Below are 22,994 nucleotides of genomic sequence, written 5' to 3' on the forward strand. Positions count from 1 at the left end.
CTCATGGACACGACGAAACGCTCTTTTCCCGGAATTGCCGTTACCGGATCGGCTCTCGCGCCAGGCCAATCATGATCACATTTCGTTGATGGCGCCGTTTCCGGCGCGCTTGCGGGCAGCCTGAGGGGAGCGCGCCGCAAAGCCGCCTCTTTGCGCCTATCTAGTTCGGACAAGCTGGAGGAGGGTTAGGCTTCCCCAGAGCCGGTTGCTTTACCCATGGTGGCCAGAAAATGCGCACGCTCCGGAAATTGCTCGGTTTCTTCGTTCTCGTCGTCTTCGTTGCGGGTTCGGCGACGGGCGCGCTGGCGCAACAGCAGAAACGCCTTGCCTTCGTCATCGGCAATGCCGCCTATCCGTCGGGCGCGCTGGCAACGCCGTCCAACGATGCAGGACTGATCGCGCAGACTTTGCAGGCTGCGGGTTTCGACGTGGTCGGCGCGCGCGACGTCGACCAAGAATCGCTGCGCGGCGCCTATCGCGATTTCCTGACCAAGGTTTCGGCCGCCGGTCCCGACGCGGTCGTCTTCGTCTACCTTGCCGGTCATGGCGCGCAGTTCGAGGGCGAGAATTATTTCCTGCCGGTCGATGCCAAGATCGCCAATGCGGCCGATGTGCCGATCCAGGCGGTGCGCATTTCCGATCTCACGAGGCCGCTCGCTGCGTTGCCGACCAAGGTCAACATCGTCGTGCTCGACGCGGCTCGGCCGAACGATTTTCTCCAGTCGGACCAGCCGCTGGCCGGTGGCCTGGCGCTGGTCGATCCCGACCCGAACATGCTGATCGCCTTCAACGCCGCGCCGGGCACGGCGGCTCCGGAAGGCGAGGGGCCATATGGCGCCTATGCCCAAGCGCTCGCCGAGATGATGCGCGACGGCGGTCTGTCGCTCGAGGATGTGTTCGACCGCACCCGCCTGCGCGTCAACGAGGCGACCAAAGGCGCGCAAGTGCCGTGGGACGCCTCGAAGATTGATGCGCCCTTCGTATTCTTCGACCGCGCGCCGGACGCGCCGGCGCCCAAGGTTTCCGAGGCGCAATCCCAGGCTGACCGCACAAGGGATATCCGCGACTTCGACGCTCGCGACGCCTATTTCGCGGCCCTCGATCGCGACACGCTGCGCGGCTATGAGGATTTCATCGTCGCCTATCCGCACGATCCGATGGCCAAGCGCGTGCGCGCCATCATCGCGGCTCGGCGCGAGGCGATCACCTGGCGCGAAACGTGGCTGCGGGATACCCCGGAAGCCTACTGGTCCTATCTCCGGCGCTACCCGCATGGCCCGCATGCCTGGGATGCCCGCCGCCGGCTCGAGCATTTCGAGGCCGCCCTGGAGCCGCCGGAGGATTTCACCGTCTACGCCTATGACGTGCCGCCTCCTCCGGAGGAGGAGATCGTCTATGTCGACCGTCCGGTGATCTATTTCGACGATCCGGACTTCGATTTCGAACCGCCGCCGCCCGTCGCGGTGGTTTTCCTGCCGCCGCCGCCGCCGGACTTCGTGGTGTTGGCGCCACCGCCACCGCCGATCGGAATTTTCGTCCTGCCGAGCCCGGTCTTCGTGCCGTTCCCGAGATGGATCAATCCGCCGCGTGACATCGTGCCGCCGCCGGACAACATCATCTTCAACAACATTCACAACACCACGATCATCAACAACACCACGATCAACGAGAACGGCAATGCGCAAGGCGGCCTGACCACCGGCCAGAAGCTGACCGCCGGTGCGGCCGGGTTGGGCGCCGCGGCGCTCGCGACCAAGGTGGCGTTGCCGCCGCTGCTGCAGAAGAAGGCGGTGCTTGAGCAGGGCAAGCAGCCGGGCCTTGTGACGCCCTTGAAGAAGCCGCTAGCCACCGAGCATGCCTTGCCCGGGGCCGGTGGCACCACCATGCCGCTCGTCAATGGCAAGCCGCTACCGCTTGCCAAAGGCAAGACGGTCCCGCTTTCGAACGGCAAGACGGTCCCGCTTGTGAACGGCAAGACGTTGCCGACCGTCAACGGCAAGCCGGCGGTGGCTGATAGCCATCTGAAGACGCTCGGCAAGCAGGGTGAGGGAGTAACCGGCCAGGGCGCCGGAGCGCAGACCGGCAAAGGCAAATTGCACAAGCTGCCTACCGTCAAAGGCGTACCTGTCACGAACGGACCGACGGCGCAGGACAAGCTCAGGAAAAACAACCCTGCTACCCTGTCCGATCAGAACGTCAGCAAACCTAAACGGCTCACGCACAAGGATCTTGCCACCGGCGCGCCCCTAGCTCCGAACGAAAAGGGGACAGGCAATGGCGGTGACGGCGGCAAGAAGTTCCGCAAGCAGACCGGGGCCGCCGGTGGACCGGCCGGCGCCGAGGTCAATGTCGAGCGCAATTTCAAGGTCAACAAACCGAACCCGCAGGTGCTGTCCAAGCCGGTAAAGCCCGAATTCCATGCGCAGCCGAAGTTCCAGGTCCAGCAGCAGGAGCGCCGCGTCCAGCAGCAGCCCAAGCCGCAAGGAAACAACAAGCCGCAGCCGCCGCAGGGAAACAAGAAGCCGACATGCGGGCATCCGGGTGAGCCGCCCTGCAAGTAGCATGCTGGTCACGGCCGAGGCGACAGTTCTGCGTTGATGGGCCGGGTTGCCTGGCCTGTCAAACCGCCGATCACCAGATGGTGGGTCCGTAGCGCGTCAATCCGGTTGCGGCCGGCCGACCGTGCGGGCAGGCAATGTCAGTCTATGAGCTCGGAGAAAGCCGTTTCGCAGTGCCGCCCCGCTGGTTCAGCGAAACCCAAATGTTCGGATCCTGCTGCGACTGTCGTTTGAGGAAATAGTAACCGGTCGCGTTCCAGGGGCGGATTTCGTCGACCAGATTGTCCAGGATGAGATCGCCCTTGTCGGTCTTCACCGTCAGGATTGTATGGCCTTCATTGTTGAGGTCGCGCACCACCGTCATAAGCAGCGCCTGCCGGGGAAATCCCGCCTCCTGCAGAAGCTTTCGCTTGTAGAGCGCGTAGATCTTGCAATCGCCCTTGCCGTCCACCGGGTAGTCCCAGTGGTCCATCATCGTGCCCCAGTGATCGTAGTTGCTGACGGGCTTGATGAACCGGTTCGCTTTCTGGTTTATCCGCTTGAGAATGCTCAAGTTCTGCGCGGTCAGCTTGACGCTGGTGGCCGGCAGCGCGGGCACCTTGCATTCTTTCGGCCGGCGATGACAGAAATCGAGCCAGCCATACGGGACGCTGGTGCTGCCCCCAACCGATGCGAAACTGGCTGCAGGTCGTGTCGACGCCAGCTTGAACAGCGACGGCTGCGCCGCCGCGGCTCCGACCAGCAGCGACGAAGCGCCGATCAACGAGACGAGGCCAAGGAAGAAAGAAGAGGTCGGGACACCACGGGAACGCTGCATTGCCAACACCACCGCAACGAGGAGACTGGCCACAGGCTAATGCGCAAAAGCCGGTCCGGCCAATTAAACAATTAATAATGTCCTAACACGATTGTGTTCAGTTCAAGGTGCAGATGGGGCAGGCGAAAAAAATCATCCCGTCAGCCTGTGCCTGACGGGATGCGCTTCAGAAGGGGGGCAGCCTCGCACGCTGGCAGAACGCTCCGGCGCGCCAGAACCTCGCAATCCGCTTATGCCATGACTGAATTCAGGCCAGATCGGCTCAGACCTCAAACCCTGGTGCCGCCCACGGTCATCTGGTTCATCCGCAGATGCGGCTGGCCGACGCCGACGGGCACGCCCTGTCCGGCCTTGCCGCACATGCCGATGCCATTGTCGAGCTTCATGTCGTTGCCGATCATGCTGACGCGGTGCATTGCGTCCGGCCCGTTGCCGATCAGCATCGCCCCCTTGATCGGTTGCGTCACCTTGCCGTTCTCGATCATGTAGGCCTCGGTGCAGCCGAACACGAACTTGCCCGATGTGATGTCGACCTGGCCGCCGCCGAAGGATACGGCGTAGATGCCGTTCCTGACCGAGGCGATGATCTCTTCCGGCTGCATGTCGCCCGAGGTCATGTAGGTGTTGGTCATGCGCGGCATAGGCTGGTGCGCATAGCCCTCGCGCCGGCCGTTGCCGGTGGCCTTCATGCCCATCAGGCGGGCATTCTGGCGGTCCTGCATGTAGCCTACCAGTACGCCGTCCTCGATCAGCACGTTGCGCGCCGAGGGCGTGCCTTCATCGTCGACGGTGAGCGAGCCGCGCCGCTCGGGAATCGTGCCGTCATCGACCACGGTGACACCCTTCGCCGCCACTTGGCTGCCCATCAGCCCGGCAAAGGCCGAGGTCTTCTTGCGGTTGAAATCGCCTTCCAGCCCGTGGCCGACCGCCTCATGCAGCATCACGCCCGGCCAGCCGCTGGACAGCACGATGTCGAACGTGCCGGCCGGCGCGGGAATCGCCTCGAGGTTGACCAGCGCCTGCCGCAGCGCCTCGCCCGCGGCGTGCTTCCAGCTTTCCTCGCTGACGAACTCGCCAAAACTCTTGCGGCCGCCCATGCCGTAGGAGCCGCTCTCCTGCCGGTCGCCGCTGCCGACAACGACCGAAACGTTGATCCGCACCAGCGGGCGGATGTCGCGCACGATCTGGCCGTCGCCGCGCACGATCTCGACATGCTGCCACGAGGCGGCGAGCGAGGCCGTCACCTGGCGCACGCGCGGATCCCTCGCGCGCAGCCAGCCGTCAATCTCCTGCAACAGCTTGGCCTTGGCTTCGAAGGAAGGGGAGGGGATAGGGTTTTCATCGCCATAGAGATGGCGGTTGGTGCGGGCGGGCGCTCCTGCGAGCGTGCCGGAATAGCCGCCCTTGACCGCCGAGACGGCATCGGCCGCGCGCAGCAGCGAGGCCTCGGAGAGATCGCTCGAATGCGCATAGCCGCTGGCCTCGCCGGCCACGGCGCGCAGGCCGAACCCCTGATCGGTGTTGAAATTGGCCGTCTTCAGCCTGCCATTGTCGAACATCAGCGCCTCGCTCTCGCTGTATTCGAGGAACAGCTCGCCGTCGTCGGCGCCCTTGATGGTGTCGGCGACGATCTCTTTGACGCGATCGTCGGAAATGTCGAATTGGCCGATCAGGCTGTTCATGGCAGGGTATCCGCTGGGTTCTGGTCGTTCCCCCGATGTAGGGGCGCAGGCACATCAAGACAATCGGCGGCGTTCACACGCGATCGTCACCGCCCGCGAATCCGTGGACAACCCCAGCCACGCCGGGTTCAGGGCAGGGCGGCGAAGCCTTCCGCGAAGCCCTTGAGATCGACGGGAATGCCGATGCCTTCCTCCGGCGTCTGGAAGACGATGAAGGTGGCCGAGGTGCCGCTCTTGAGCGTGTCGAGCAGCGGCTTTTCGAGGATCACCTCGGCATAGCAGCCATCCTGGAAACAGCGCACGAAATAGGCCCGGCCGATATCCTTGCCGTCGACATTGAGTCCGAGGCCGTTGGGCAGGAGCACGCCGAGTGGCGCCAGCACGCGCAGGATCTCGGCCTTGTTGTCGGCGGTGCGCAGCACCACCACCGAAAGGCCCATTTCAGGACGATCCTCGGCGACGACGTTCTGCATCATCACGCATTGCTCGGAAGTCGCTCCCGCCGGGGTATCGCATATGATCGACCATGCGCCATGCGTCGACTTCACCGTGCCGCTGGGCGGCGTCGCGTTGTTCGGCGAGGCGGCGGCGCCGACGGCTATGCCGACGCCGAGCAAGGCGACGGCAAGAACGACCTTCGCCAAGGTTCTCGAAAGCCAGGAAGTCATAACGGCTCCATTGCGAATCACGGCACTTTAAGCTGCGCCCGGGCCAAGTAAAGGACGAGACCGCCGCCGGCCCGCCCCGATACCGGCAATTGCGTGCTTTTCCAAAGCAAATTCGCCCGAATTGGGGCCGCTGCGCATATAGCATGGCGGGCGCCGAACACGGCCTTCGGCTTGCGCGCAAAAATGCCGCACGGTTTCCTCTGCTCCTTTCTTGCGGAGGGAAAAGGAGTATGGTTTGAACCACCCTAGGGACAGACCGGGATTCCCAATCCCGGCGTCGTCCGTTATTGGTGCGACCAGATCGCGGGAAGTGGGAGACGATGAGGGCGATGAGGAAATTCCTGGCAAGCGCTGAATTCTTGGCAGGTACGGCAGCTTCGGCCGTGCTCTTCTCCGGTGCCGCGGCCCGTGCCGACCAGCCCCGGCCATGGGAGGTAACCTTCCAGGACCCCGCGACCGACATGATGCGGCAGATCGAGCGGTTCGGGAACTACACCATGTGGTTCATCGTCCCGATAACCGTGCTCGTGCTGGTGCTTCTGCTGGTCTGCATTGTGAGGTTCCGCGCCAGCGCCAATCCGGTGCCATCCAAGACCAGCCACAATACGCTCATCGAGGTGGTATGGACGGTGGGGCCGGTTATCGTGCTCTTGCTCATTGCCATTCCTTCCTTCCAGTTGCTCACCGCGCAGTACACCCCGCCGGAGGAAGCCAAGCTCACCGTGAAGGCGACCGGCAATCAGTGGAACTGGGACTATGAGTATCAGGTTGACAAGACCTTCTCGTTCAACTCTGCGGTCCTGCAGGACGGCGACCGCGCCAAGGCCGGGAAGGAAGACCGCGCCCTTTATCCGCGCCTGCTTGCGGTCGACAACGAGCTGGTCGTGCCGGTCAATACCACCACCCGCGTGCTGATCACCGCGACCGACGTCATCCACTCTTTCGCAGTGCCTTCCTTCGGCATCAAGATGGACGCCGTTCCCGGCCGCACCAACGAGACCTGGTTCAAGGCGGAGAAGGAAGGCCTCTATTACGGCCAGTGCTCGCAGCTCTGCGGCAAGGACCATGCCTTCATGCCGATCGCCGTGCGCGTTGTTTCCGATGCGCAGTTCAAGACCTGGCTGGAGACGGCCAAGACCGACGTGCCCGCCGCCAACAAGGCGCTGATGGCCGAGATCGATGGTACCAACAAGGTAGCGGCCGCCGGCAACTGAGCCGCGGGTTAGCAAGATTTAGGGAACGGAGCGGAACATGGCAGAGGCTGCAGCTCACGACCACGACGACCACAGGCCGCATGGCTGGGTCCGCTGGGTCTACTCGACCAACCACAAGGACATCGGCACGCTCTACCTGATCTTCGCGATCATTGCCGGCATCATCGGCGGCGCGCTCTCGGTCGCCATCCGCATGGAATTGCAGGAGCCGGGCATCCAGATCTTCAGCGGTCTGGCGCAGATGGTCTATGGCATGCAGGGCGACGCCGCCATCGACGGCGGCAAGAGCATGTACAACGCATTCGGCGCCGCGCACGGCCTGATCATGATCTTCTTCATGGTCATGCCGGCCCTGATCGGCGGCTTCGCCAACTGGATGGTGCCGATCATGATCGGCGCGCCGGACATGGCTTTCCCGCGCATGAACAACATCTCCTTCTGGCTGCTGCCGCCGGCCTTCATCCTGCTGCTTTCCTCGATGTTCGTGCCGAGCGCGCCCGGCGCTTTCGGCGTCGGCGGCGGCTGGACGATCTATCCGCCGCTCTCGACATCGGGCCAGCCGGGTCCCGCGATGGATCTCGCGATCCTGTCGATCCACATCGCCGGCGCCTCGTCGATCCTCGGCGCCATCAATTTCATCACCACCATCTTCAACATGCGCGCGCCCGGCATGACGCTGCACAAGATGCCGCTGTTCGCATGGGCGGTGCTGATCACCGCCTTCCTGCTGCTTCTGTCGCTGCCCGTCCTGGCGGGCGGCATCACCATGCTGCTCACCGACCGCAACTTCGGCACCGCCTTCTTCGTGCCGGATCAGGGCGGTGACCCGCTGCTCTTCCAGCACCTGTTCTGGTTCTTCGGCCATCCCGAAGTTTACATCCTGATCCTGCCGGGCTTCGGCATCATCAGCCACATCGTCTCGACCTTCTCGAAGAAGCCCGTCTTCGGCTATCTCGGCATGGCCTACGCCATGGTCGCGATCGGCGCGGTCGGCTTCATCGTCTGGGCGCACCACATGTACACCACCGGCCTTTCGCTCGACACGCAGCGCTACTTCGTGTTCGCCACCATGGTCATCGCGGTGCCGACGGGTGTGAAGATCTTCTCCTGGATCGCCACGATGTGGGGCGGCTCGATCTCGTTCAAGCCGCCGATGCTGTGGGCGCTGGGCTTCATCTTCCTGTTCACGATCGGTGGCGTCACCGGCGTCCAGCTGGCCAATGCCGGCCTCGACCGCTCGCTGCACGATACCTATTTCGTGATCGCCCACTTCCACTACGTGCTGTCGCTGGGCGCCGTGTTCGCAATCTTCGCCGGCTGGTACTACTGGTTCCCGAAGATGACCGGCTACATGTACTCGCCGGTGATCGCCAACACCCACTTCTGGGTCACCTTTGTCGGCGTCAACCTGATCTTCTTCCCACAGCACTTCCTCGGCCTCGCCGGCATGCCGCGCCGCACCGTTGACTATCCGGACGCTTTCGCCGGCTGGAACATGGTGTCGTCCTACGGCTCCTACATTTCTGCCGTGGGCGTTGCGATCTTCCTCTACGGCGTGTTCGAGGCCTTCCAGAAGAAGCGCGTCGCCGGCGCGAACCCGTGGGGCGAGGGCGCCACCACGCTCGAATGGCAGCTGCCTTCGCCGCCCCCGTTCCACCAGTGGGAACAGTTGCCGAAGATCAAGTAGGCGGCATCCGCCGACGCATACGAGACCGCCGGCTAGTCCGGCGGTCTTGGCCAACGGAATGATGGATTTTAAGTACGCATGGCCCTTGTCGAAGACAGATTGATGGAGGAAGCGGGCTTTCGCATATCGGAAGCGACCGCGGGTGATTACTTCGCCCTGTTGAAGCCTCGGGTCATGTCGCTGGTCGTCTTCACGGCTTTTGTCGGCCTGGTCGCGGCCCCCGTCGCCATCAACCCCCTGCTGGCGATGATCGCCATCCTTGCGATCGCTATCGGCGCGGGCGCCTCGGGAGCGCTCAACATGTGGTACGACGCCGACATAGACGCGGTGATGACCAGGACGGCCGGCCGTCCGGTGCCGGCCGGCCGCGTCAGCCCGGGCGAGGCGCTGAGCTTCGGTTTGGTGCTGTCGGTGCTGTCGGTCATGACGCTCGGCGTGCTGGTCAACTGGCTGTCGGCATCGCTTCTGGCCTTCACCATCTTCTTCTACGCCGTCGTCTACACCATGTGGCTGAAGCGCTGGACGCCGCAGAACATCGTCATTGGCGGCGCCGCCGGCGCCATCCCGCCCGTGATCGGCTGGGCTGCCGTGACCGGATCGGTCAGCCTCGAAAGCGTGATCCTGTTCCTGATCATCTTCCTGTGGACGCCGCCGCATTTCTGGGCGCTGGCGCTGTTCAAGTCCGATGACTACGCCCGCGCGGGCATCCCGATGATGCCGAACGTCGCCGGCCCGGCCTCGACCCGCAGGCAGATCTTTGCTTATGCGCTGATCCTGGCGCCGGTCGGTGTCCTGCCTTGGGCGCTCGGCTACACCACGGCCGGCTATGGCGTTGTTTCGGCCGTCCTCGGCGCGGGCTTCGTCTGGTATGCGTGGAAAGTGCTCGGCATGGCCGACGGCGATCGCGCGATGAAACCGGCCAAGGCGTTGTTCGGCTATTCGCTGCTTTATCTCTTCGCGATCTTCGCCGCCTATCTCGTCGACTGCGTGGTCGGGCGAGCCTTCATGATGGGGGGACTATGATCGTGGCCGAGAAGAACCTCGAACTGGTCACGCTGACCGAACGCCAGCAGAAGGCGCGCCGAAACCGCTCCATTGCAATTGGGTTCGCGCTGGCGGCGCTGGTCGTCATCTTCTATGCCGCCACCATCGTGCGTTTCGGCCATCAGGGCGCCAGCCTCACCGGCTCGGGCCTGCTGGGAGGCGGCTGATGAGCGGCGACTCGAGCAAGCCCCGCAAGCTGAACAACGGCATCGTCGCCGCCGTCTGCCTTTCGTTCTTCGCCGGCATGGTCGGCATGGCCTACGCGGCGGTGCCGCTCTACAAGATGTTCTGCCAGGTCACCGGCTATGGCGGCACCACGCAGCGCGCCGAGAGGCAATATGCCGGCCGCGTGCTCGACCGTGACATCACCATCCGCTTCGACGCCAACACCAACGGCATTCCGTGGCAGTTCGAGCCTGTCGCCCGTTCAGTGACGATCAAGATAGGCGAGACGACGCAGGCGCATTACAGCGCCACCAACAGGTTCGACCGCCCCGTCACCGGCCGCGCCTCGTTCAACGTCCAACCCGAGATGGCCGGCGCCTACTTCAACAAGGTGGAGTGCTTCTGCTTCACCGACACGACGCTGAAGCCCGGTGAGACGCTGGACATGCCCGTCTTGTTCTATGTCGATCCAGACATCGTCAACGTGCCGGAACTCAAGGACTTGAAGACCATCACCCTGTCCTACACGATGTTCCCGGTCGAAAAGAAACAGCCGGTGGCCTCCTCAGCGCCAGCCGCTGGCACCAGCAAGAAAATTCCAGATTCCGAAGCAAGCCTCGGGGGTTGATATGGCAGACGCGCACGCAAAACCACACCACGACTACCATCTCGTCAACCCAAGCCCCTGGCCTTTCCTGGGATCGGTCGGTGCGCTGGTCACCGCCGTCGGCGGCGTCTGCCTGATGCAGTATCTGAAGGGCGGCAACTTCCCGGTCTTCGGCCACAACATCGCCAATCCGTGGCTGTTCTTCATCGGCATGATCATCGTGCTCTACACGATGTTCGCCTGGTGGTCGGACACCATCAAGGAAGCCCATGAGGGTCACCACACGCGCGTCGTGTCGCTGCATCTGCGCTACGGCATGATCATGTTCATCGCTTCCGAGGTGATGTTCTTCGTCGCATGGTTCTGGGCCTTCTTCGATGCCAGCCTGTTCCCGGGCGAGGCACAGCAATACGCCCGCACCGCCTTCACCGGCGGCGTCTGGCCGCCGAAGGGCATGGAGGTCCTCGACCCCTTCCACCTGCCGCTCTACAACACCATCATCCTGCTGTTGTCGGGCACGACGGTAACCTGGGCTCACCACGCGCTGCTGCATGGCGACCGCAAGGGCCTGATCAATGGCCTGGTGCTGACCGTCGGCCTCGGCATGCTGTTCACCATGGTGCAGGCCTATGAGTACATGCACGCGCCCTTCGCGTTCAAGGAGTCGATCTATGGCGCCACCTTCTTCATGGCGACCGGCTTCCACGGCTTCCACGTCATAATCGGCACGATCTTCCTGCTCGTATGCCTGGTGCGCGCGATACGCGGCGACTTCACGCCGAAGCAGCATTTCGGCTTCGAGGCAGCCGCCTGGTACTGGCACTTCGTCGACGTGGTCTGGCTGTTCCTGTTCAGTGCGATCTACGTCTGGGCTTCGAACGGCGCGCTGATCGAAGGCCACTGATCTCATGAACTGAAATCAAGGGGGCGGCCGCGGCAACGTGGCCGCCTTATCTTTTTAAGCGAAAGCGTCTACGGTGCCGGCATGAGTGAAGACAAGGCAATCTGGCCTCCCATCGATCCCATTTCGGCGGGCCTGCATGGCCGTTGCCCGCGCTGCGGCGAAGGCAAGCTGTTCTCGGGTTTTCTCACCGTCGGCCAGCGCTGCTACAATTGTGGCCTCGATTATTCCTTCGCCGATGCCGGGGACGGGCCGGCGGTTTTCGTCATCCTGATCATCGGCTTCCTTGTCGTTGGGCTCGCCCTGTGGATGGAGGTGGCGCTCAACCCCCCGCTCTGGCTGCACTTCATCTTGTGGATACCGCTGGCGCTGGTGCTCTGCCTGACGGCGCTGCGGCTGATCAAGGGCGTGCTGATAACCTTGCAGTATTCGAAGAAGGCCTCCGAGGGCAGGCTGGAATCCAACGAATGACCGAGACGACGGGTTCGGCTGCCGGCCGTTCGCGGCAGCGCTCGGCGTTGCTGCTTGGCCTTGGCCTTGTGCTGTTCGCCGTACTGGTCGGGCTCGGCACATGGCAGGTCCAGCGCCTGCACTGGAAGGAAGGCCTGCTCGCGACCATCGACAAGCGCACCCATTCCGCTCCTCTCGCGCTGGCCGACGTCGAGAAGGAATTCGCCGCTTCCCATGATGTCGACTACACCCCGGTGACGGTGACAGGCACCTTCCTGCATCAGGGCGAGCGGCATTTCTTTTCGACCTGGGAAGGCGACAGCGGCTTCAATGTCTACACGCCCCTGCGGCTCGATGACGGTCGCTTCGTGCTGATCAATCGCGGCTTCGTTCCCTACGACCTCAAGGACCCGGCCAAGCGCCAGCGGGGCGAAATTGCCGGCAAGGTGACGGTCACCGGACTTGCCCGCAATCCGTTGCCCGGCAAGCCGTCGATGATGCTTCCCGACAATGATGTCGCCAAGAACATCTTCTTCTGGAAGGACCGCGACGTCATGGCGGCGACCGCCGGGCTGCCCGCCGGCTTTGTGCTGGTGCCTTTCTTCATCGATGCCGACAAGACGCCGAATCCCGGCGGGCTGCCGATCGGTGGCGTCACCATCATCGATCTGCCGAACAACCACCTGCAATATGCGGTGACGTGGTACGGGCTGGCCGCCGCCCTTGCGGCTGTGCTGATCCTCAGGCTTCGCCGCCCGGCGAAGGAAGCTTGAAGCCGGCCGCTCTTGACAGGGCGGGGGCGCGCACCTCATTTCCCTCCAGCTTTCCGACTGAACCGGCCCGTTTTCATGACTGAGAAAAAGCCTCCGCTGACGATCAGGCTCTGCCAGCCACGCGGCTTCTGCGCCGGCGTCGACCGCGCGATACAGATCGTCGTGCTGGCGCTGAAGAAATACGGTGCGCCGGTCTATGTCCGCCACGAGATCGTGCACAACCGCTATGTCGTCGAGGGGCTGCAGAGCCTGGGCGCGGTCTTCATCGAGGAACTGTCCGAGATTCCGCCGGAGCATCGCCAGTCGCCCGTGGTCTTTTCCGCGCATGGCGTACCAAAGTCGGTACCGGCGGATGCCGAGGCGCGCAATCTCTTTTACCTCGATGCTACGTGCCCGCTCGTCTCCAAGGTGCACAAGCAGGCGATGCGTCACCAGCGGCTCGGCCGCCATGTGCTTTTGATCGGCCACGCCGGCCACCCGGAAGTGATCGGTACGATGGGCCAGTTGCCGGAAGGCGCCGTGACGCTGATCGAGACCGAGGCCGATGCGGCGCGCTTCGTGCCGGTCGACGCTTCGGCGCTGGGCTTCGTCACCCAGACGACATTGTCGGTCGAGGATACCGCCGGCATCATTCGGGCGCTCCAGGAGCGGTTTCCCGAATTGCACGCGGCTGCGGCCGAATTGATCTGCTACGCCACCACCAACCGCCAGGAAGCGGTGAAGGAAACGGCCTCCGGCGCCGATCTTTTCCTCATCGTCGGCGCTCCCAATTCGTCCAACTCGCGTCGCCTTGTCGAAGTGGCGGAGCGCGCGGGTGCTGCGATGTCGCTTCTCGTGCAGCGCGCCGCCGAGATTCCGTGGGATGAGATCGCCGGGATTTCGACCCTCGGCCTGTCGGCCGGCGCCTCGGCGCCGGAAATCATCGTCGACGAGATCATCGACGCGTTCCGGCAGCGCTTCGAAGTCACCATCGACCTGGCCATCACGGCCACGGAAACGGAGGATTTCCCGGTGATGCGGGTACTGCGCGATGTCGAACTGACGGCGGCCGACATGGCCTTCGTCAACGGAGCGGCGTGAACCGAATGGCCGTCTACACCGACGTCAACGAAGGCGAACTGACCGCATTCCTCAAAGCCTATCCGGTGGGGGAGCTGCTTTCATACAAGGGCATCGCCGAAGGCACCGAAAATTCCAATTTCCTGGTCCATGCCTCGACCGGTTCCTACATCCTGACGCTTTACGAGAAGCGCGTCGACAAGGCCGACCTGCCGTTCTTTCTGGGCCTGATGGGCCATCTCGCCAGGAAGGGCATTTCCTGTCCGCTGCCGGTCACCGCGCATGACGGCACCGTCATCGGAACGCTTGCCGGCCGGCCGGCCGTCATCATCACTTTCCTTGAGGGCCTGTCGCTCAGGCGGCCTGCCGCCGCGCATTGCGCGGAAGTCGGCAAGGCGCTCGCCGGCCTGCACATCGCCGGCCAGGATTTCCAGATGAGAAGGCCTAACGCGCTGGCGATCGACGGCTGGCGCAAGCTGTGGGCGGCCTCGCGCGACCGCGCCGAGGAGGTCGAGCCGGGCTTGGCGGCCGAGGTCGACGCCGATTTCGCCGATCTCGAGCGCAATTGGCCGAAGGGCCTGCCGCAGGGCATCATCCATGCCGACCTGTTTCCCGACAATGTCTTCTTCCTCGGCGAGAAGCTGTCGGGCCTGATCGACTTCTATTTCGCCTGTGACGACCTCTACGCCTACGACGTCGCCACCTGCCTCAACGCCTGGTGCTTCGAGAAGGATTTTTCCTTCAACCTGACCAAGGGGGCGGCGCTGCTTGCTGGCTATCAGTCGGTGCGGCCGCTCGGTAGCGACGAGAAGGCGGCGCTGCCGATTCTGGCGCGCGGCTCGGCGCTGCGCTTCATGCTGACGAGGCTCTATGACTGGCTGACCATTCCGGATGGCGGGCTGGTCATGAAGCGCGATCCGACCGAGTATATCCGCCGCATGCGCTTCCATCGCGCGATCAGGTCGCCATCGGAATACGGACTGACATGAACAAAAAGATCGAGATCTTCACCGACGGCGCCTGCTCGGGCAATCCGGGGCCGGGGGGCTGGGGGGCCGTGCTGCGCTACAACGGCGTCACCAAGGAGCTGTCGGGCGGCGAGGAGGAAACCACCAACAACCGCATGGAACTGCTTGCCGCCATCACGGCGCTCAACGCGCTGAAGGAGCCTTGCGCGGTCGATCTCTACACCGACAGCAAATACGTCATGGACGGCATCTCCAAATGGATCCATGGTTGGAAGAAGAACGGCTGGAAGACCGGCGACAGGAAGCCGGTCAAGAATGGCGAGCTATGGCAGGCGCTCGACGAGGCCAACCGGCGCCACAAGGTCACCTGGCACTGGGTGAAGGGCCATGACGGCCACCCGGAAAACGAGCGCGCCGACGAACTGGCGCGGCAGGGCATGGCGCCGTTCAAGCCCATGCGGGCGAGGCCCGCGCCGGCTGCTGCCGCGCCAAAGCAGGAAGGCGCCCCGGCAAGGAAGCCCGCGCCAAGACGTTCGACCCAGAGCTATTGAGAGGTCGACGGCTACACCCGCTCAGCGGATCAGCAGCGCCGTCGAGAACATCCCGAGTGCGAACACAGTGTGCGCCACGAGGTTGAGCGCGCGCACCTTCATAGGATTGGGCGCCTTGGATGCGGCCCAGCCGGCGCCCATGCCCGGCGCCAGCAGGAACCAGCCGGCGCCGACGGTGACGATGCCTAGGATGAAGGCCGGCAGGAAGGTCGGCGCCGCCAGCCAGCCCGCGCCCGCGAGCACCACGAGGATCACGCCGTAAAGGATCCCTACCAGATAGTGAAAGACCCAGCCCAGCGCCTTTTCATGCGCGTAGGGCGCGGCCTTGCCGATATCGTCGTGGAAGATTTTTTCCGGCAAATGCCAAACCCAGCGTCCCACGAGGCCCCAATTGGGCCGAGCCAGGCCGAACGCCTTGTTGAGGATGATCGCCCAGATATCCATGAACACCGTGGCGCCGATGCCGATCGCTACCGCGCGCCAGGCGATGTCGAGCATCAGAGCATGATCCTGAAAAGTGGGAACCGGTTTTTGGACAAGATCATGCTCCAACAAGAGTTAGATCAGGAGGGCGGGTCAACGAAACGTCATCCTGATCTAAAGCTGCTCGAGGATCTTGGCGGCACCGCTCTCGTTGACGCCCGGCTTCGTCTCGACATTGAGCGCGGTTACCTTGCCGTCATCGACGATCATCGAAAACCGCTTGGAGCGCAGGCCCATGCCGGCCACGGACAGATCGATGTCGAGCCCCACGGCCTTGGCGAAATCACCGCTCCCATCCGCGAGATAGAGGATCTTGCCTTCGCCGCCCGAGAAGCGCGCCCAAGCGCCCATGACATGGACGTCGTTGACCGAGACGACGGCAATCGTGTCGACGCCGCGCGCCAGGATGGCGTCATGGTTTTCGAGATAGCCTGGCAAATGGTTGTTGCTGCAGGTCGGCGTGAAGGCGCCGGGTACACCGAACAGCACCACCTTCTTGCCGGCGAAGATTTCATTGCCTTTTATATCCTTCGCGCCATCGGCGGTCATCGTCTTGAAGGTCACGTCAGGCAGTTTTTCGCCAACCGAAATGGTCATGGGAGCCTCGCTTTGGGGGGATGGGAAGGGCTGGTATCTTCGATATCGGACTGCGCGGCGGCCAGCAACCTCTCACAGCAAGTCCAGGAAAGTGCGCGCCGGTTTTCCGTCATCAATGGCGGCTCAAAGGGCAATTACGGCCCGGCTCACAGAGACGCCGGATCAAGGAAAAGGCAACAGCCCGTCCACTGAACCCTCGGCGCTGGTCAGCGTATAATACAGCCCGCCATCGGTCGGCGTCGCCGACGGCCGGTCGAGGATCGGCACGGTGAAGACGAGCTTGCCGTCCTTCTCGCTGCGCACCGGCGCGCCGAACATGTAGTCGCGCTCGCCGGCGATGAAGAAGTCGACGGACGCCGGATCGCCCGGCGACTGCGCCTGCACGACAAGGGTCTCGTGATCGCCGGACAGCATGCTGATGCCGAAATCGGACCGAGCCGGAGAGGGTAGCGTCGCAATCGCGGTTTTGACCAATGCCGCGTCGGCTGGGTTATCGGGGTCGGAACCAGGATCGACGCTGAGCCGGGTCTGCACCGGAATGCAGATCGTTTCGCAGATGCCGAGGAATACGTTGGCGTCGATGGTCGCCGGCTGGCCGGGCGAAGACAAGGTGAAGGTCACCGGAAGCGACACCGGACGATCATAGCCGGCCCATTTGCCGTAGCCGTCGTCATGCCGCTGCGGCGGCGGGAACGACAGCTGGGCGTCCGCGACATTGGTGCTGCCCGATATGTCGAGTTGCGGCGGCACGCCGGCGTCGCCCGGATCGCGCCAATAGGTCTTCCAGCCGGGCTTCAGCGCGATGTCGAGCACGCCGCGGATCTTGCCGGCGTCGTCAGGCTTGCCGGTTGTCACCAGCCGCACCTTGCCGCCCTCGCTGTTGTACCAGATCGATGAGGAGGCTTCGGCCGGGAGACCAGTAACCCACCCGAAAACGACGCCGAGAACAATTGCCTTCATGTATCGCATGGCGGTGATTTGATCGTCCGTTCTTGGCCGTGCAATGACTTCGTCGCTCTCCCGGTATCATATTTGCGTTACATCGGGGACCGGCACCATCTTTTCGGCGCTGCCGAAAAGCGTTACGCTTAAGCCATGGACTTGCTGCGCCACAAGAAACCAGCCGCCGGACGCGGCTTCCTCGACGACCAGTTCCTGATTGCCATGCCTGGCATGAAGGACGACCGTTTCGCGCGCTCGGTCATCTACATCTGCGCCCACAGCGACGAGGGCGCGATGGGCCTAATCATCAACCAGACCCAGCAGATGCTGTTTCCGGATCTGCTTGTGCAGCTCGGCATAATGAACGAGCAGGAGGCGATCCGCCTGCCGGCCCATGCGCGCGATTTCGTCGTGCGCAATGGCGGGCCGGTCGACCGCAGCCGCGGCTTCGTGCTGCATTCCGGCGACTATCGCGTGGAATCCTCGCTCAACGTTTCCGATGACATCTGCCTGACCGCAACCGTCGACATCCTGCGCGCTATCTCCACCGGTCGCGGCCCGCGCCATGCGCTTATGGCGCTCGGCTATTCCGGCTGGGGCGCCGGCCAGCTCGAAAGCGAGATTGCCGAGAATGGCTGGCTCACCTGCCCGGCGACGCAGGAACTTCTGTTCGACACGGATATCGAGCGCAAATACGACCGTATCCTGGCATCGATCGGCATCGACCTCGCTCATCTGAGCGCCGCCGCAGGGCACGCTTGACCTGCGCGCCGACGCCGAGGCCGTTTCGAAACTCTCTCATTCGATCATATGGCGGTGATTTCGAGAACCGCAGCAGACCGTACTTGAGGTACGCAAGCACAGGAAGCGCAGAAACCCCCGCCAGATGGCCATAAGGGCAGCGTTTCCAGGCCGCCTTTAAGCCTGCGTCAGCGGATACTGCTCCCGCAGCGTCTTCAGCACCTGGTCGCCGGGCATCGGCGCGCCGAACATGAAGCTCTGGACATATTCGCAGCCCATCTGGCGCAACTCAAGCGCGTCGCTTTCGTCGGAAATGCCCTCGGCCACCACCGACAGCCCAAGCTCATGCGCCATGTTGACCATGGATTTGATCAGCACCGCGCGCTTCGGCGTCGCGTCGTCGACGAAGCTCTTGTCGATCTTGATCGTGTCGAAGGGGAAGCGCGTCAGATAGGAGAGCGAAGAATAGCCGGTGCCGAAATCGTCGAGCGACAGCCCGATGCCGAGCTGTTTCAGCTTGGTCAGCACATGCGCGGTCTGCTCCGGGTTGTCCATCACCAGCGATTCGGTGAGCTCGAGCCGGAAGCAGCGTGGCTTCAGGTTGGCGCGCGCGATGACGGAGCGGACATCGCTCACCAGATCGCGGCGGATGAGCTGGCGGCTCGACAGGTTGACCGATACCGACAGCGGCGCGTCGCCGATCTGCTTCTGCCAGGAGGCCAGGTCTTCGGCCGCCTGTTGCATGGCGAACAGGCCGAGTTGCACGATCAGTCCGCAATTCTCGGCCACCGGGATGAAATCCCCCGGCGGGATCATGCCGCGGCGCGGGTGGTCCCACCGAAGCAGCGCCTCGAAGCCGGCGACGCTGCCGTCTTCCAGCCGCACGATCGGCTGGTAGGCAAGCGTGAACTCGCGCCGCTCGATAGCGCGGCGAAGGTCGGATTCGAATTGCAGCCGGTCGGTGCCGACGGTGCGGAAGGCGGGCCGGAACGGCTCGATCCTATCGCCTCCGAAGCGCTTGGCCTGGTGCATGGCGAGCTCAGCGTCCTTGACCATGTCCTCGGCCGAGGTCTGCGCCGTCGTCCAGGTGATCAGGCCGATCGAGGCGGTCAGCACGATCTCGCGCTTGGCGAAGGTGATAGGGTTGTTGATCGCGTGCTTGATGGCATCGGCGATCGCCGCGATGCGGGCGGGTTCCTGCTCCGAAAGCAGCATCAGCGCGAACTGGTCGCCGGCGAAGCGCGACAGCGAATCCTTCGGTTTGAGCAACCGGTGCAGCCGGCGGGCGACGGTCAGCAGAATGGTGTCGCCGGCGGAAATGCCAAGGCCGTCATTGACCTGCTTGAAGCGGTCGATGTCGATGATGAAGACCGTGGGCCGTACATTGTCCTCGGTACGCGCGATCGAGATGATCGCCTCCAGCCGGTTCATGAACAATTCACGGTTGGGCAGGCCGGTCAGATTGTCGTGCACGGCGTCGTGCAGCAGCCTTTCTTCGGATTTCTTCTGCTCGGTGACGTCGACCATGGTGCCGACGCAGCGGATCACCTCACCGTCAGAGCCGATCACTGGGCGGGCGCGCAGCGAGAACCAGTGGTAGTGGCCGTCGGCGCCGCGCAGGCGGAAGTTCTGCGCCACCTTGCCGCGGCGGTGCTCCAGGACCACGTCGAGCGTGGTGCGGAAAGTGTCACGGTCGTCGGCGTGCAGAACCGGCAGCCAGTTGCGGGCAGCGCCGCCAAGGCTGTTGGGCGCAAGGCCGAGCTGCAGGCTTATGTCCGGCTTGGTGACGACGCGGTCGCGCAGCACGTCCCAGTCCCAGACGATGTCGCCCGAGCCGGCGACGGCGAGCGCCTGCCGCTCGAGGTCGGAGAACAGGCCCTGGTGGAGAGCGCCGCCGGCAAAGGCATGCTGCATGACGGTGAAGCCGATCAAGAGGATGATCAGGATCAGCCCGCCGCCGAGCGCCGGCTGAGCGATGTCGTTGTCAAGCATGCCGGTGATCGCCATCCACGATCCGCACAGCCACAGCAGCACCATCACCCAGCTCGGCACCAGCATTATCGCGCGGTCATAGCCGCGGATGCCGAGGAAGATGATCAGGCCGAGTCCGGTGAGCGCGGTAGCGGCGAAGGAGATGCGGGCGATGCCGGCGGCTACCGCGGGATCTACGATGGCGACGCCCGCGATCAGGAGCAGCCCGAGGATCCAGACCAGCGCGCCATAGCTGAAATGGCCGTGCCACCGGTTGAGGTTGAGATAGGCGAACAGGAACACCACGAAGGTTCCGGCAAGCGCCACCTCCGTGCCGGCCCGCCATATCTGCTCGTTGCCGGGCGATATCTCGATGATTTTGTTGAGGAAACCGAAGTCGACGCAGATATAGGCGAGCACCGCCCAGGCGAGCGCCGCCGTCGCCGGGAACATCGAGGTTCCCTTGACAACGAACAGGATGGTCAGGAACAGCGCCAGAAGGCCCGAAATGCCGATGACGATGCCGCGGAACAGCGTATAGGAATTGACCGAGTCCTTGTAGGAATCCGGTTCCCAGAGATAGACCTGCGGCAGCTTCGGCGAGGCGAGTTCAGCGATGAACGTCACCACCGTTCCCGGGTTCAGCGTCACCCGGAACACGTCGGCGTCCGGGCTTGTCTGTCGGTCGAGCGCGAAGCCTTCGCTGGGCGTGATCGCGGCGATGCGCGTCGAGCCGAGGTCGGGCCAGAAGATGCCCGAATTCACGAGGCGGAAATGCGGCGCCACGATCAGCCGGTCGAGCTGCTGGTCGGTGGTGTTGGCCAGCGCGAACACGGCCCAGTCGCCGCTCGAACGTGCGTCATTCGCTTCCACCTCGATGCGCCGCACGATGCCGTCGGGGCCTGGTGCGGTCGAGACCTGGAAATTCTCGCCCTGGTTCCGGTAGATTTCCACCGCGCCGGAGAGGTCCAGCGCCTTGTCGTCGCGCGCGATCTTGATCGGCTCGACAGCAAAAGCCGGCATGGCCGCGCAAAACGTGACGACGATCGCCAGGATAAGGGCGAGCAGCGACGCGAATCGCGAAAAATTCGTCACATTCAGCCCTTCGTTCCATCGCCCGGCGGATCGTCCGCGATCCGGGCGTAGAGGTAGTGATCCTGCCAGATGCCGTTGATCCTGAGATAGGATCGCAGCAGTCCTTCGCGCCGGAATCCGGCTTTTTCAAGCACGCGCATCGACCGGGCGTTTTCGGGAATACAGGCAGCTTCGATCCGGTGCAACCGCAGCGTATCGAAGGCAAAGCGCGACACCAGCCTGACCGCCTCGGTCATCAGGCCGCGACCGCCGAAGCGTTCGCCGATCCAGTAGCCGATATGGCCGCTCTGCGCGACACCGTGGCGGATGTTGCCGAGCGTGATGCCGCCGGCAAGCTTGCCGCTCGATTTCTCGAAGATGAAGAAGGCGATGGCCGTGCCCTGCGCGTAATCCTCGCGGTAGCGGCTGATGCGCAGCCGCCAGGCGTTTCGGTCGAGCTCGTCCGGCTGCCAGCGCGGCTCCCATGGCTCCAGGAAGGCGCGGCTTTCGCCACGCACCGCCGACCATTCCCGGTAGTCGTTGGTCAAGGGCACGCGCAGCGTGACCTTGTCACCCTTCAGTGCCGGCAGGTCCCGGCGAAAGAAAGGGAGTGCGAACACGGTGCCTGCTCTAGGCAGATATTCGTGGGATGCCCCACGAATATCTGCCTAGATTCCCTGGTTTCTCGCAGGATTTGATCGCAAGACCGTGGGACATTTTTGCGGAACCTGCTTGGGCTCAGACGGCGAGCCGGCGGGCCGTCGTCTGCGGACCCGCAAGCGATTCGAGGATCGCCTCATAGGGCGCAAGCGTGCCCACTGGCCCGACCGCGGTAAGCGTCGGCTTGGTCGAGAACAGCCGGGAGGAGAGGTCGGTCAGACGCTCGATCGTCAGCGCCGAGAGCCGCTCCATCAGTTCCTCCTTGGCGATCGGCCGGCCAAACAAAAGCATCTGCCTGGCGATCTGCGAGGCCCGGCTTGCCGGGCTTTCGGCCGACATGATGAGGCCGGCGCGATATTGCGCGCGCGCCCGGTCGAGCTCCTCCTGGTGGATGCTTTCGCCGGCCTTCTGCAATTCGTCGACGATCACCGGCACCAGTTTGGCGATATCGCTCTGCCCGGTCGCGGCATGCACGCCGAAAATGCCGGTGTCGGAAAAACCCCAGTGGAAGGCATAAACCGAGTAGCAGAGGCCGCGTTTCTCGCGCACTTCCTGGAACAGCCTCGACGACATCCCGCCGCCCAGGATCATCGACAGCACCTGCGAGGCATAGAAATCGCGAACATGGTAGGCTCGCCCTTCGAAGCCGAGCACGATCTGCGCATCCATCAGGTCGCGGTCCTCGCGGAAGTCCCCGCCGACATATTGCGCGTATTGCGGGATGTTGCCCGCCGCCTTGGCGCGGAAGCCGCCGAGCTGCTTCTCGACCTCGCGCACGAAATTGTCGTGCTTTATGTCGCCCGCCGCCACGAGGACCATGCGCTCGGCGTCGTATTGCCGCTCGATGAAGTCGTGCAACTGTCCGGACGTGAAGGATTTGACCGTCTCCGGCGTGCCCAGGATCGAGCGGCCGATGGTCTGGTGGCGGAAGGCGGTCTCGGTGAAACGGTCGAAGACGATGTCGTCGGGCGTGTCGTGCGCGGCGCCGATCTCCTGCAGGATCACATGCTGCTCGCGCTCAAGCTCTTCCGGGTCGAATTCGGATTCCTGCAGGATGTCGGCCAGGATGTCGACCGCCAGCGGCACGTCGTCGGAGAGCACCCTGGCATAGTAGGAGGTCGTCTCGACGCTGGTGGCGGCGTTGATCTCGCCGCCGACATTCTCGATTTCCGAGGCGATCTCGAAAGCGCTGCGGCGCTTGGTGCCCTTGAACGCCATGTGCTCGAGCAGATGGGCCATGCCATGCTCTTCGTCGCGTTCGTTGCGGGCGCCTGACTTCACCCAGGCCCCGAGGGCAACCGATTCGATGCTTGGAAGGGTTTCGGTGGCGACTGTCAGGCCGTTCGACAGACGGCTTACCTCAACACCCATATGGCAAGTAC

Annotated in this window: 22 protein-coding genes; 13 read left to right on the forward strand and 9 right to left on the reverse strand. The window is 63.7% G+C overall.

Translation table 11 applies throughout. The features are described 5' to 3' along the window. The first annotated feature begins 230 nt into the window (after nucleotides 1–230). Nucleotides 231–2,561 (forward strand): caspase family protein, encoded by a 2,331-nt coding sequence (locus ACR64R_RS02010; protein WP_487360029.1) that lies wholly within the window; start codon nucleotides 231–233, stop codon nucleotides 2,559–2,561. A 142-nt stretch (nucleotides 2,562–2,703) separates the two neighbouring features. Here ACR64R_RS02010 and ACR64R_RS02015 read toward each other — a convergent pair whose 3' ends face one another. The 3 genes from ACR64R_RS02015 to ACR64R_RS02025 all read right to left on the reverse strand — a co-directional run bounded on the left by ACR64R_RS02015 (nucleotide 2,704) and on the right by ACR64R_RS02025 (nucleotide 5,725). Next, the gene (locus tag ACR64R_RS02015; protein ID WP_487360030.1) at nucleotides 2,704–3,375 is read right to left on the reverse strand and encodes a transglutaminase-like cysteine peptidase; all 672 of its coding nucleotides are present in this window, start codon (nucleotides 3,373–3,375) and stop codon (nucleotides 2,704–2,706) included. Between the two features lie 269 nt (nucleotides 3,376–3,644). Continuing rightward, nucleotides 3,645–5,057 carry a metalloprotease TldD gene (gene tldD / locus ACR64R_RS02020; protein ID WP_487360031.1) on the reverse strand — a complete coding sequence of 471 codons (1,413 nt, stop codon included), beginning with the start codon at nucleotides 5,055–5,057 and terminating at the stop codon, nucleotides 3,645–3,647. Between the two features lie 128 nt (nucleotides 5,058–5,185). Further along, nucleotides 5,186–5,725, reverse strand: coding sequence for an invasion associated locus B family protein (locus ACR64R_RS02025; protein WP_126078560.1), 540 nt, complete (start codon nucleotides 5,723–5,725; stop codon nucleotides 5,186–5,188). A gap of 329 nt (nucleotides 5,726–6,054) precedes the next feature. Here ACR64R_RS02025 and coxB point away from each other — a divergent pair, with 329 nt between their 5' ends. The 11 genes from coxB (at nucleotide 6,055) to rnhA (ending at nucleotide 15,144) form a co-directional block, all read left to right on the forward strand. Then, the gene (gene coxB / locus ACR64R_RS02030; protein WP_487360032.1) at nucleotides 6,055–6,939 is read left to right on the forward strand and encodes a cytochrome c oxidase subunit II; all 885 of its coding nucleotides are present in this window, start codon (nucleotides 6,055–6,057) and stop codon (nucleotides 6,937–6,939) included. Nucleotides 6,940–6,976: 37 nt separating this feature from the next. Next, nucleotides 6,977–8,626, forward strand: coding sequence for a cytochrome c oxidase subunit I (ctaD, locus tag ACR64R_RS02035; protein WP_487360033.1), 1,650 nt, complete (start codon nucleotides 6,977–6,979; stop codon nucleotides 8,624–8,626). Between the two features lie 78 nt (nucleotides 8,627–8,704). After that, entirely contained in the window at nucleotides 8,705–9,649 is a 945-nt protein-coding gene (locus tag ACR64R_RS02040) for a heme o synthase (protein WP_487360034.1), read from the forward strand. Continuing rightward, nucleotides 9,646–9,837, forward strand: coding sequence for a hypothetical protein (locus ACR64R_RS02045; protein WP_487360035.1), 192 nt, complete (start codon nucleotides 9,646–9,648; stop codon nucleotides 9,835–9,837). Before ACR64R_RS02040 ends, ACR64R_RS02045 begins: the two co-directional genes overlap by 4 nt. After that, entirely contained in the window at nucleotides 9,837–10,463 is a 627-nt protein-coding gene (locus ACR64R_RS02050; RefSeq protein WP_487360036.1) for a cytochrome c oxidase assembly protein, read from the forward strand. The genes ACR64R_RS02045 and ACR64R_RS02050 overlap by 1 nt, the downstream gene beginning before the upstream one ends. 1 nt (nucleotide 10,464) lies before the next feature. Then, nucleotides 10,465–11,346, forward strand: a complete 882-nt coding sequence (locus tag ACR64R_RS02055) for a cytochrome c oxidase subunit 3 (protein WP_487360037.1) — start codon at nucleotides 10,465–10,467, stop codon at nucleotides 11,344–11,346. 81 nt (nucleotides 11,347–11,427) lie between these two features. Beyond that, nucleotides 11,428–11,814 (forward strand): DUF983 domain-containing protein, encoded by a 387-nt coding sequence (locus tag ACR64R_RS02060; protein WP_487360038.1) that lies wholly within the window; start codon nucleotides 11,428–11,430, stop codon nucleotides 11,812–11,814. Next, the gene (locus tag ACR64R_RS02065; RefSeq protein WP_487360039.1) at nucleotides 11,811–12,566 is read left to right on the forward strand and encodes an SURF1 family protein; all 756 of its coding nucleotides are present in this window, start codon (nucleotides 11,811–11,813) and stop codon (nucleotides 12,564–12,566) included. The genes ACR64R_RS02060 and ACR64R_RS02065 overlap by 4 nt, the downstream gene beginning before the upstream one ends. A gap of 75 nt (nucleotides 12,567–12,641) precedes the next feature. Then, nucleotides 12,642–13,646: a 4-hydroxy-3-methylbut-2-enyl diphosphate reductase gene (gene ispH, locus ACR64R_RS02070; protein WP_487360040.1), complete on the forward strand. Its 1,005-nt coding sequence runs from the start codon at nucleotides 12,642–12,644 to the stop codon at nucleotides 13,644–13,646. A gap of 5 nt (nucleotides 13,647–13,651) precedes the next feature. Then, nucleotides 13,652–14,614 (forward strand): homoserine kinase, encoded by a 963-nt coding sequence (locus ACR64R_RS02075; protein ID WP_487360041.1) that lies wholly within the window; start codon nucleotides 13,652–13,654, stop codon nucleotides 14,612–14,614. Beyond that, a complete protein-coding gene (gene rnhA, locus ACR64R_RS02080) occupies nucleotides 14,611–15,144 on the forward strand; it encodes a ribonuclease HI (RefSeq protein ID WP_487360042.1) in 534 nt (177 codons plus the stop codon). Before ACR64R_RS02075 ends, rnhA begins: the two co-directional genes overlap by 4 nt. Nucleotides 15,145–15,165: 21 nt before the next feature. On the opposite strand, the gene ACR64R_RS02085 is transcribed toward rnhA, so the two are convergent. From ACR64R_RS02085 to ACR64R_RS02095, 3 genes are all read right to left on the reverse strand, one after another. Next, nucleotides 15,166–15,642, reverse strand: a complete 477-nt coding sequence (locus ACR64R_RS02085) for a DUF2938 domain-containing protein (protein WP_487360043.1) — start codon at nucleotides 15,640–15,642, stop codon at nucleotides 15,166–15,168. 99 nt (nucleotides 15,643–15,741) lie between these two features. Then, nucleotides 15,742–16,224: a redoxin family protein gene (locus ACR64R_RS02090; protein WP_487360044.1), complete on the reverse strand. Its 483-nt coding sequence runs from the start codon at nucleotides 16,222–16,224 to the stop codon at nucleotides 15,742–15,744. Nucleotides 16,225–16,386: 162 nt separating this feature from the next. Further along, nucleotides 16,387–17,184: a protein-disulfide reductase DsbD domain-containing protein gene (locus ACR64R_RS02095; RefSeq protein WP_487360045.1), complete on the reverse strand. Its 798-nt coding sequence runs from the start codon at nucleotides 17,182–17,184 to the stop codon at nucleotides 16,387–16,389. Nucleotides 17,185–17,319: 135 nt separating this feature from the next. Between ACR64R_RS02095 and ACR64R_RS02100 the strand changes: the two genes are divergently transcribed. After that, nucleotides 17,320–17,928 carry a YqgE/AlgH family protein gene (locus tag ACR64R_RS02100; protein WP_487360046.1) on the forward strand — a complete coding sequence of 203 codons (609 nt, stop codon included), beginning with the start codon at nucleotides 17,320–17,322 and terminating at the stop codon, nucleotides 17,926–17,928. Nucleotides 17,929–18,084: 156 nt separating this feature from the next. Here the strand turns inward: ACR64R_RS02100 and ACR64R_RS02105 are convergent, their stop codons facing one another. The 3 genes from ACR64R_RS02105 to ACR64R_RS02115 form a co-directional block, all read right to left on the reverse strand. Then, nucleotides 18,085–20,973, reverse strand: coding sequence for an EAL domain-containing protein (locus ACR64R_RS02105; RefSeq protein WP_487360047.1), 2,889 nt, complete (start codon nucleotides 20,971–20,973; stop codon nucleotides 18,085–18,087). Between the two features lie 2 nt (nucleotides 20,974–20,975). Then, nucleotides 20,976–21,572 (reverse strand): GNAT family N-acetyltransferase, encoded by a 597-nt coding sequence (locus ACR64R_RS02110; protein ID WP_487360048.1) that lies wholly within the window; start codon nucleotides 21,570–21,572, stop codon nucleotides 20,976–20,978. 118 nt (nucleotides 21,573–21,690) lie between these two features. Further along, the gene (locus ACR64R_RS02115) at nucleotides 21,691–22,983 is read right to left on the reverse strand and encodes a M16 family metallopeptidase (RefSeq protein WP_487360049.1); all 1,293 of its coding nucleotides are present in this window, start codon (nucleotides 22,981–22,983) and stop codon (nucleotides 21,691–21,693) included. Nucleotides 22,984–22,994: the final 11 nt, after the last annotated feature.

This window comes from Mesorhizobium sp. MC2-1-1, from assembly GCF_057597255.1.

Bases quoted from the DNA above. Each gene is read 5' to 3' on its own strand.
- ACR64R_RS02010 (WP_487360029.1), top strand. From the start codon at position 231: ATGCGCACGCTCCGGAAATTGCTCGGTTTCTTCGTTCTCGTCGTCTTC.
- ACR64R_RS02015 (WP_487360030.1), bottom strand. From the start codon at position 3,375: ATGCAGCGTTCCCGTGGTGTCCCGACCTCTTCTTTCTTCCTTGGCCTC.
- tldD (WP_487360031.1), bottom strand. From the start codon at position 5,057: ATGAACAGCCTGATCGGCCAATTCGACATTTCCGACGATCGCGTCAAA.
- ACR64R_RS02025 (WP_126078560.1), bottom strand. From the start codon at position 5,725: ATGACTTCCTGGCTTTCGAGAACCTTGGCGAAGGTCGTTCTTGCCGTC.
- coxB (WP_487360032.1), top strand. From the start codon at position 6,055: ATGAGGAAATTCCTGGCAAGCGCTGAATTCTTGGCAGGTACGGCAGCT.
- ctaD (WP_487360033.1), top strand. From the start codon at position 6,977: ATGGCAGAGGCTGCAGCTCACGACCACGACGACCACAGGCCGCATGGC.
- ACR64R_RS02040 (WP_487360034.1), top strand. From the start codon at position 8,705: ATGGCCCTTGTCGAAGACAGATTGATGGAGGAAGCGGGCTTTCGCATA.
- ACR64R_RS02045 (WP_487360035.1), top strand. From the start codon at position 9,646: ATGATCGTGGCCGAGAAGAACCTCGAACTGGTCACGCTGACCGAACGC.
- ACR64R_RS02050 (WP_487360036.1), top strand. From the start codon at position 9,837: ATGAGCGGCGACTCGAGCAAGCCCCGCAAGCTGAACAACGGCATCGTC.
- ACR64R_RS02055 (WP_487360037.1), top strand. From the start codon at position 10,465: ATGGCAGACGCGCACGCAAAACCACACCACGACTACCATCTCGTCAAC.
- ACR64R_RS02060 (WP_487360038.1), top strand. From the start codon at position 11,428: ATGAGTGAAGACAAGGCAATCTGGCCTCCCATCGATCCCATTTCGGCG.
- ACR64R_RS02065 (WP_487360039.1), top strand. From the start codon at position 11,811: ATGACCGAGACGACGGGTTCGGCTGCCGGCCGTTCGCGGCAGCGCTCG.
- ispH (WP_487360040.1), top strand. From the start codon at position 12,642: ATGACTGAGAAAAAGCCTCCGCTGACGATCAGGCTCTGCCAGCCACGC.
- ACR64R_RS02075 (WP_487360041.1), top strand. From the start codon at position 13,652: ATGGCCGTCTACACCGACGTCAACGAAGGCGAACTGACCGCATTCCTC.
- rnhA (WP_487360042.1), top strand. From the start codon at position 14,611: ATGAACAAAAAGATCGAGATCTTCACCGACGGCGCCTGCTCGGGCAAT.
- ACR64R_RS02085 (WP_487360043.1), bottom strand. From the start codon at position 15,642: ATGCTCGACATCGCCTGGCGCGCGGTAGCGATCGGCATCGGCGCCACG.
- ACR64R_RS02090 (WP_487360044.1), bottom strand. From the start codon at position 16,224: ATGACCATTTCGGTTGGCGAAAAACTGCCTGACGTGACCTTCAAGACG.
- ACR64R_RS02095 (WP_487360045.1), bottom strand. From the start codon at position 17,184: ATGAAGGCAATTGTTCTCGGCGTCGTTTTCGGGTGGGTTACTGGTCTC.
- ACR64R_RS02100 (WP_487360046.1), top strand. From the start codon at position 17,320: ATGGACTTGCTGCGCCACAAGAAACCAGCCGCCGGACGCGGCTTCCTC.
- ACR64R_RS02115 (WP_487360049.1), bottom strand. From the start codon at position 22,983: ATGGGTGTTGAGGTAAGCCGTCTGTCGAACGGCCTGACAGTCGCCACC.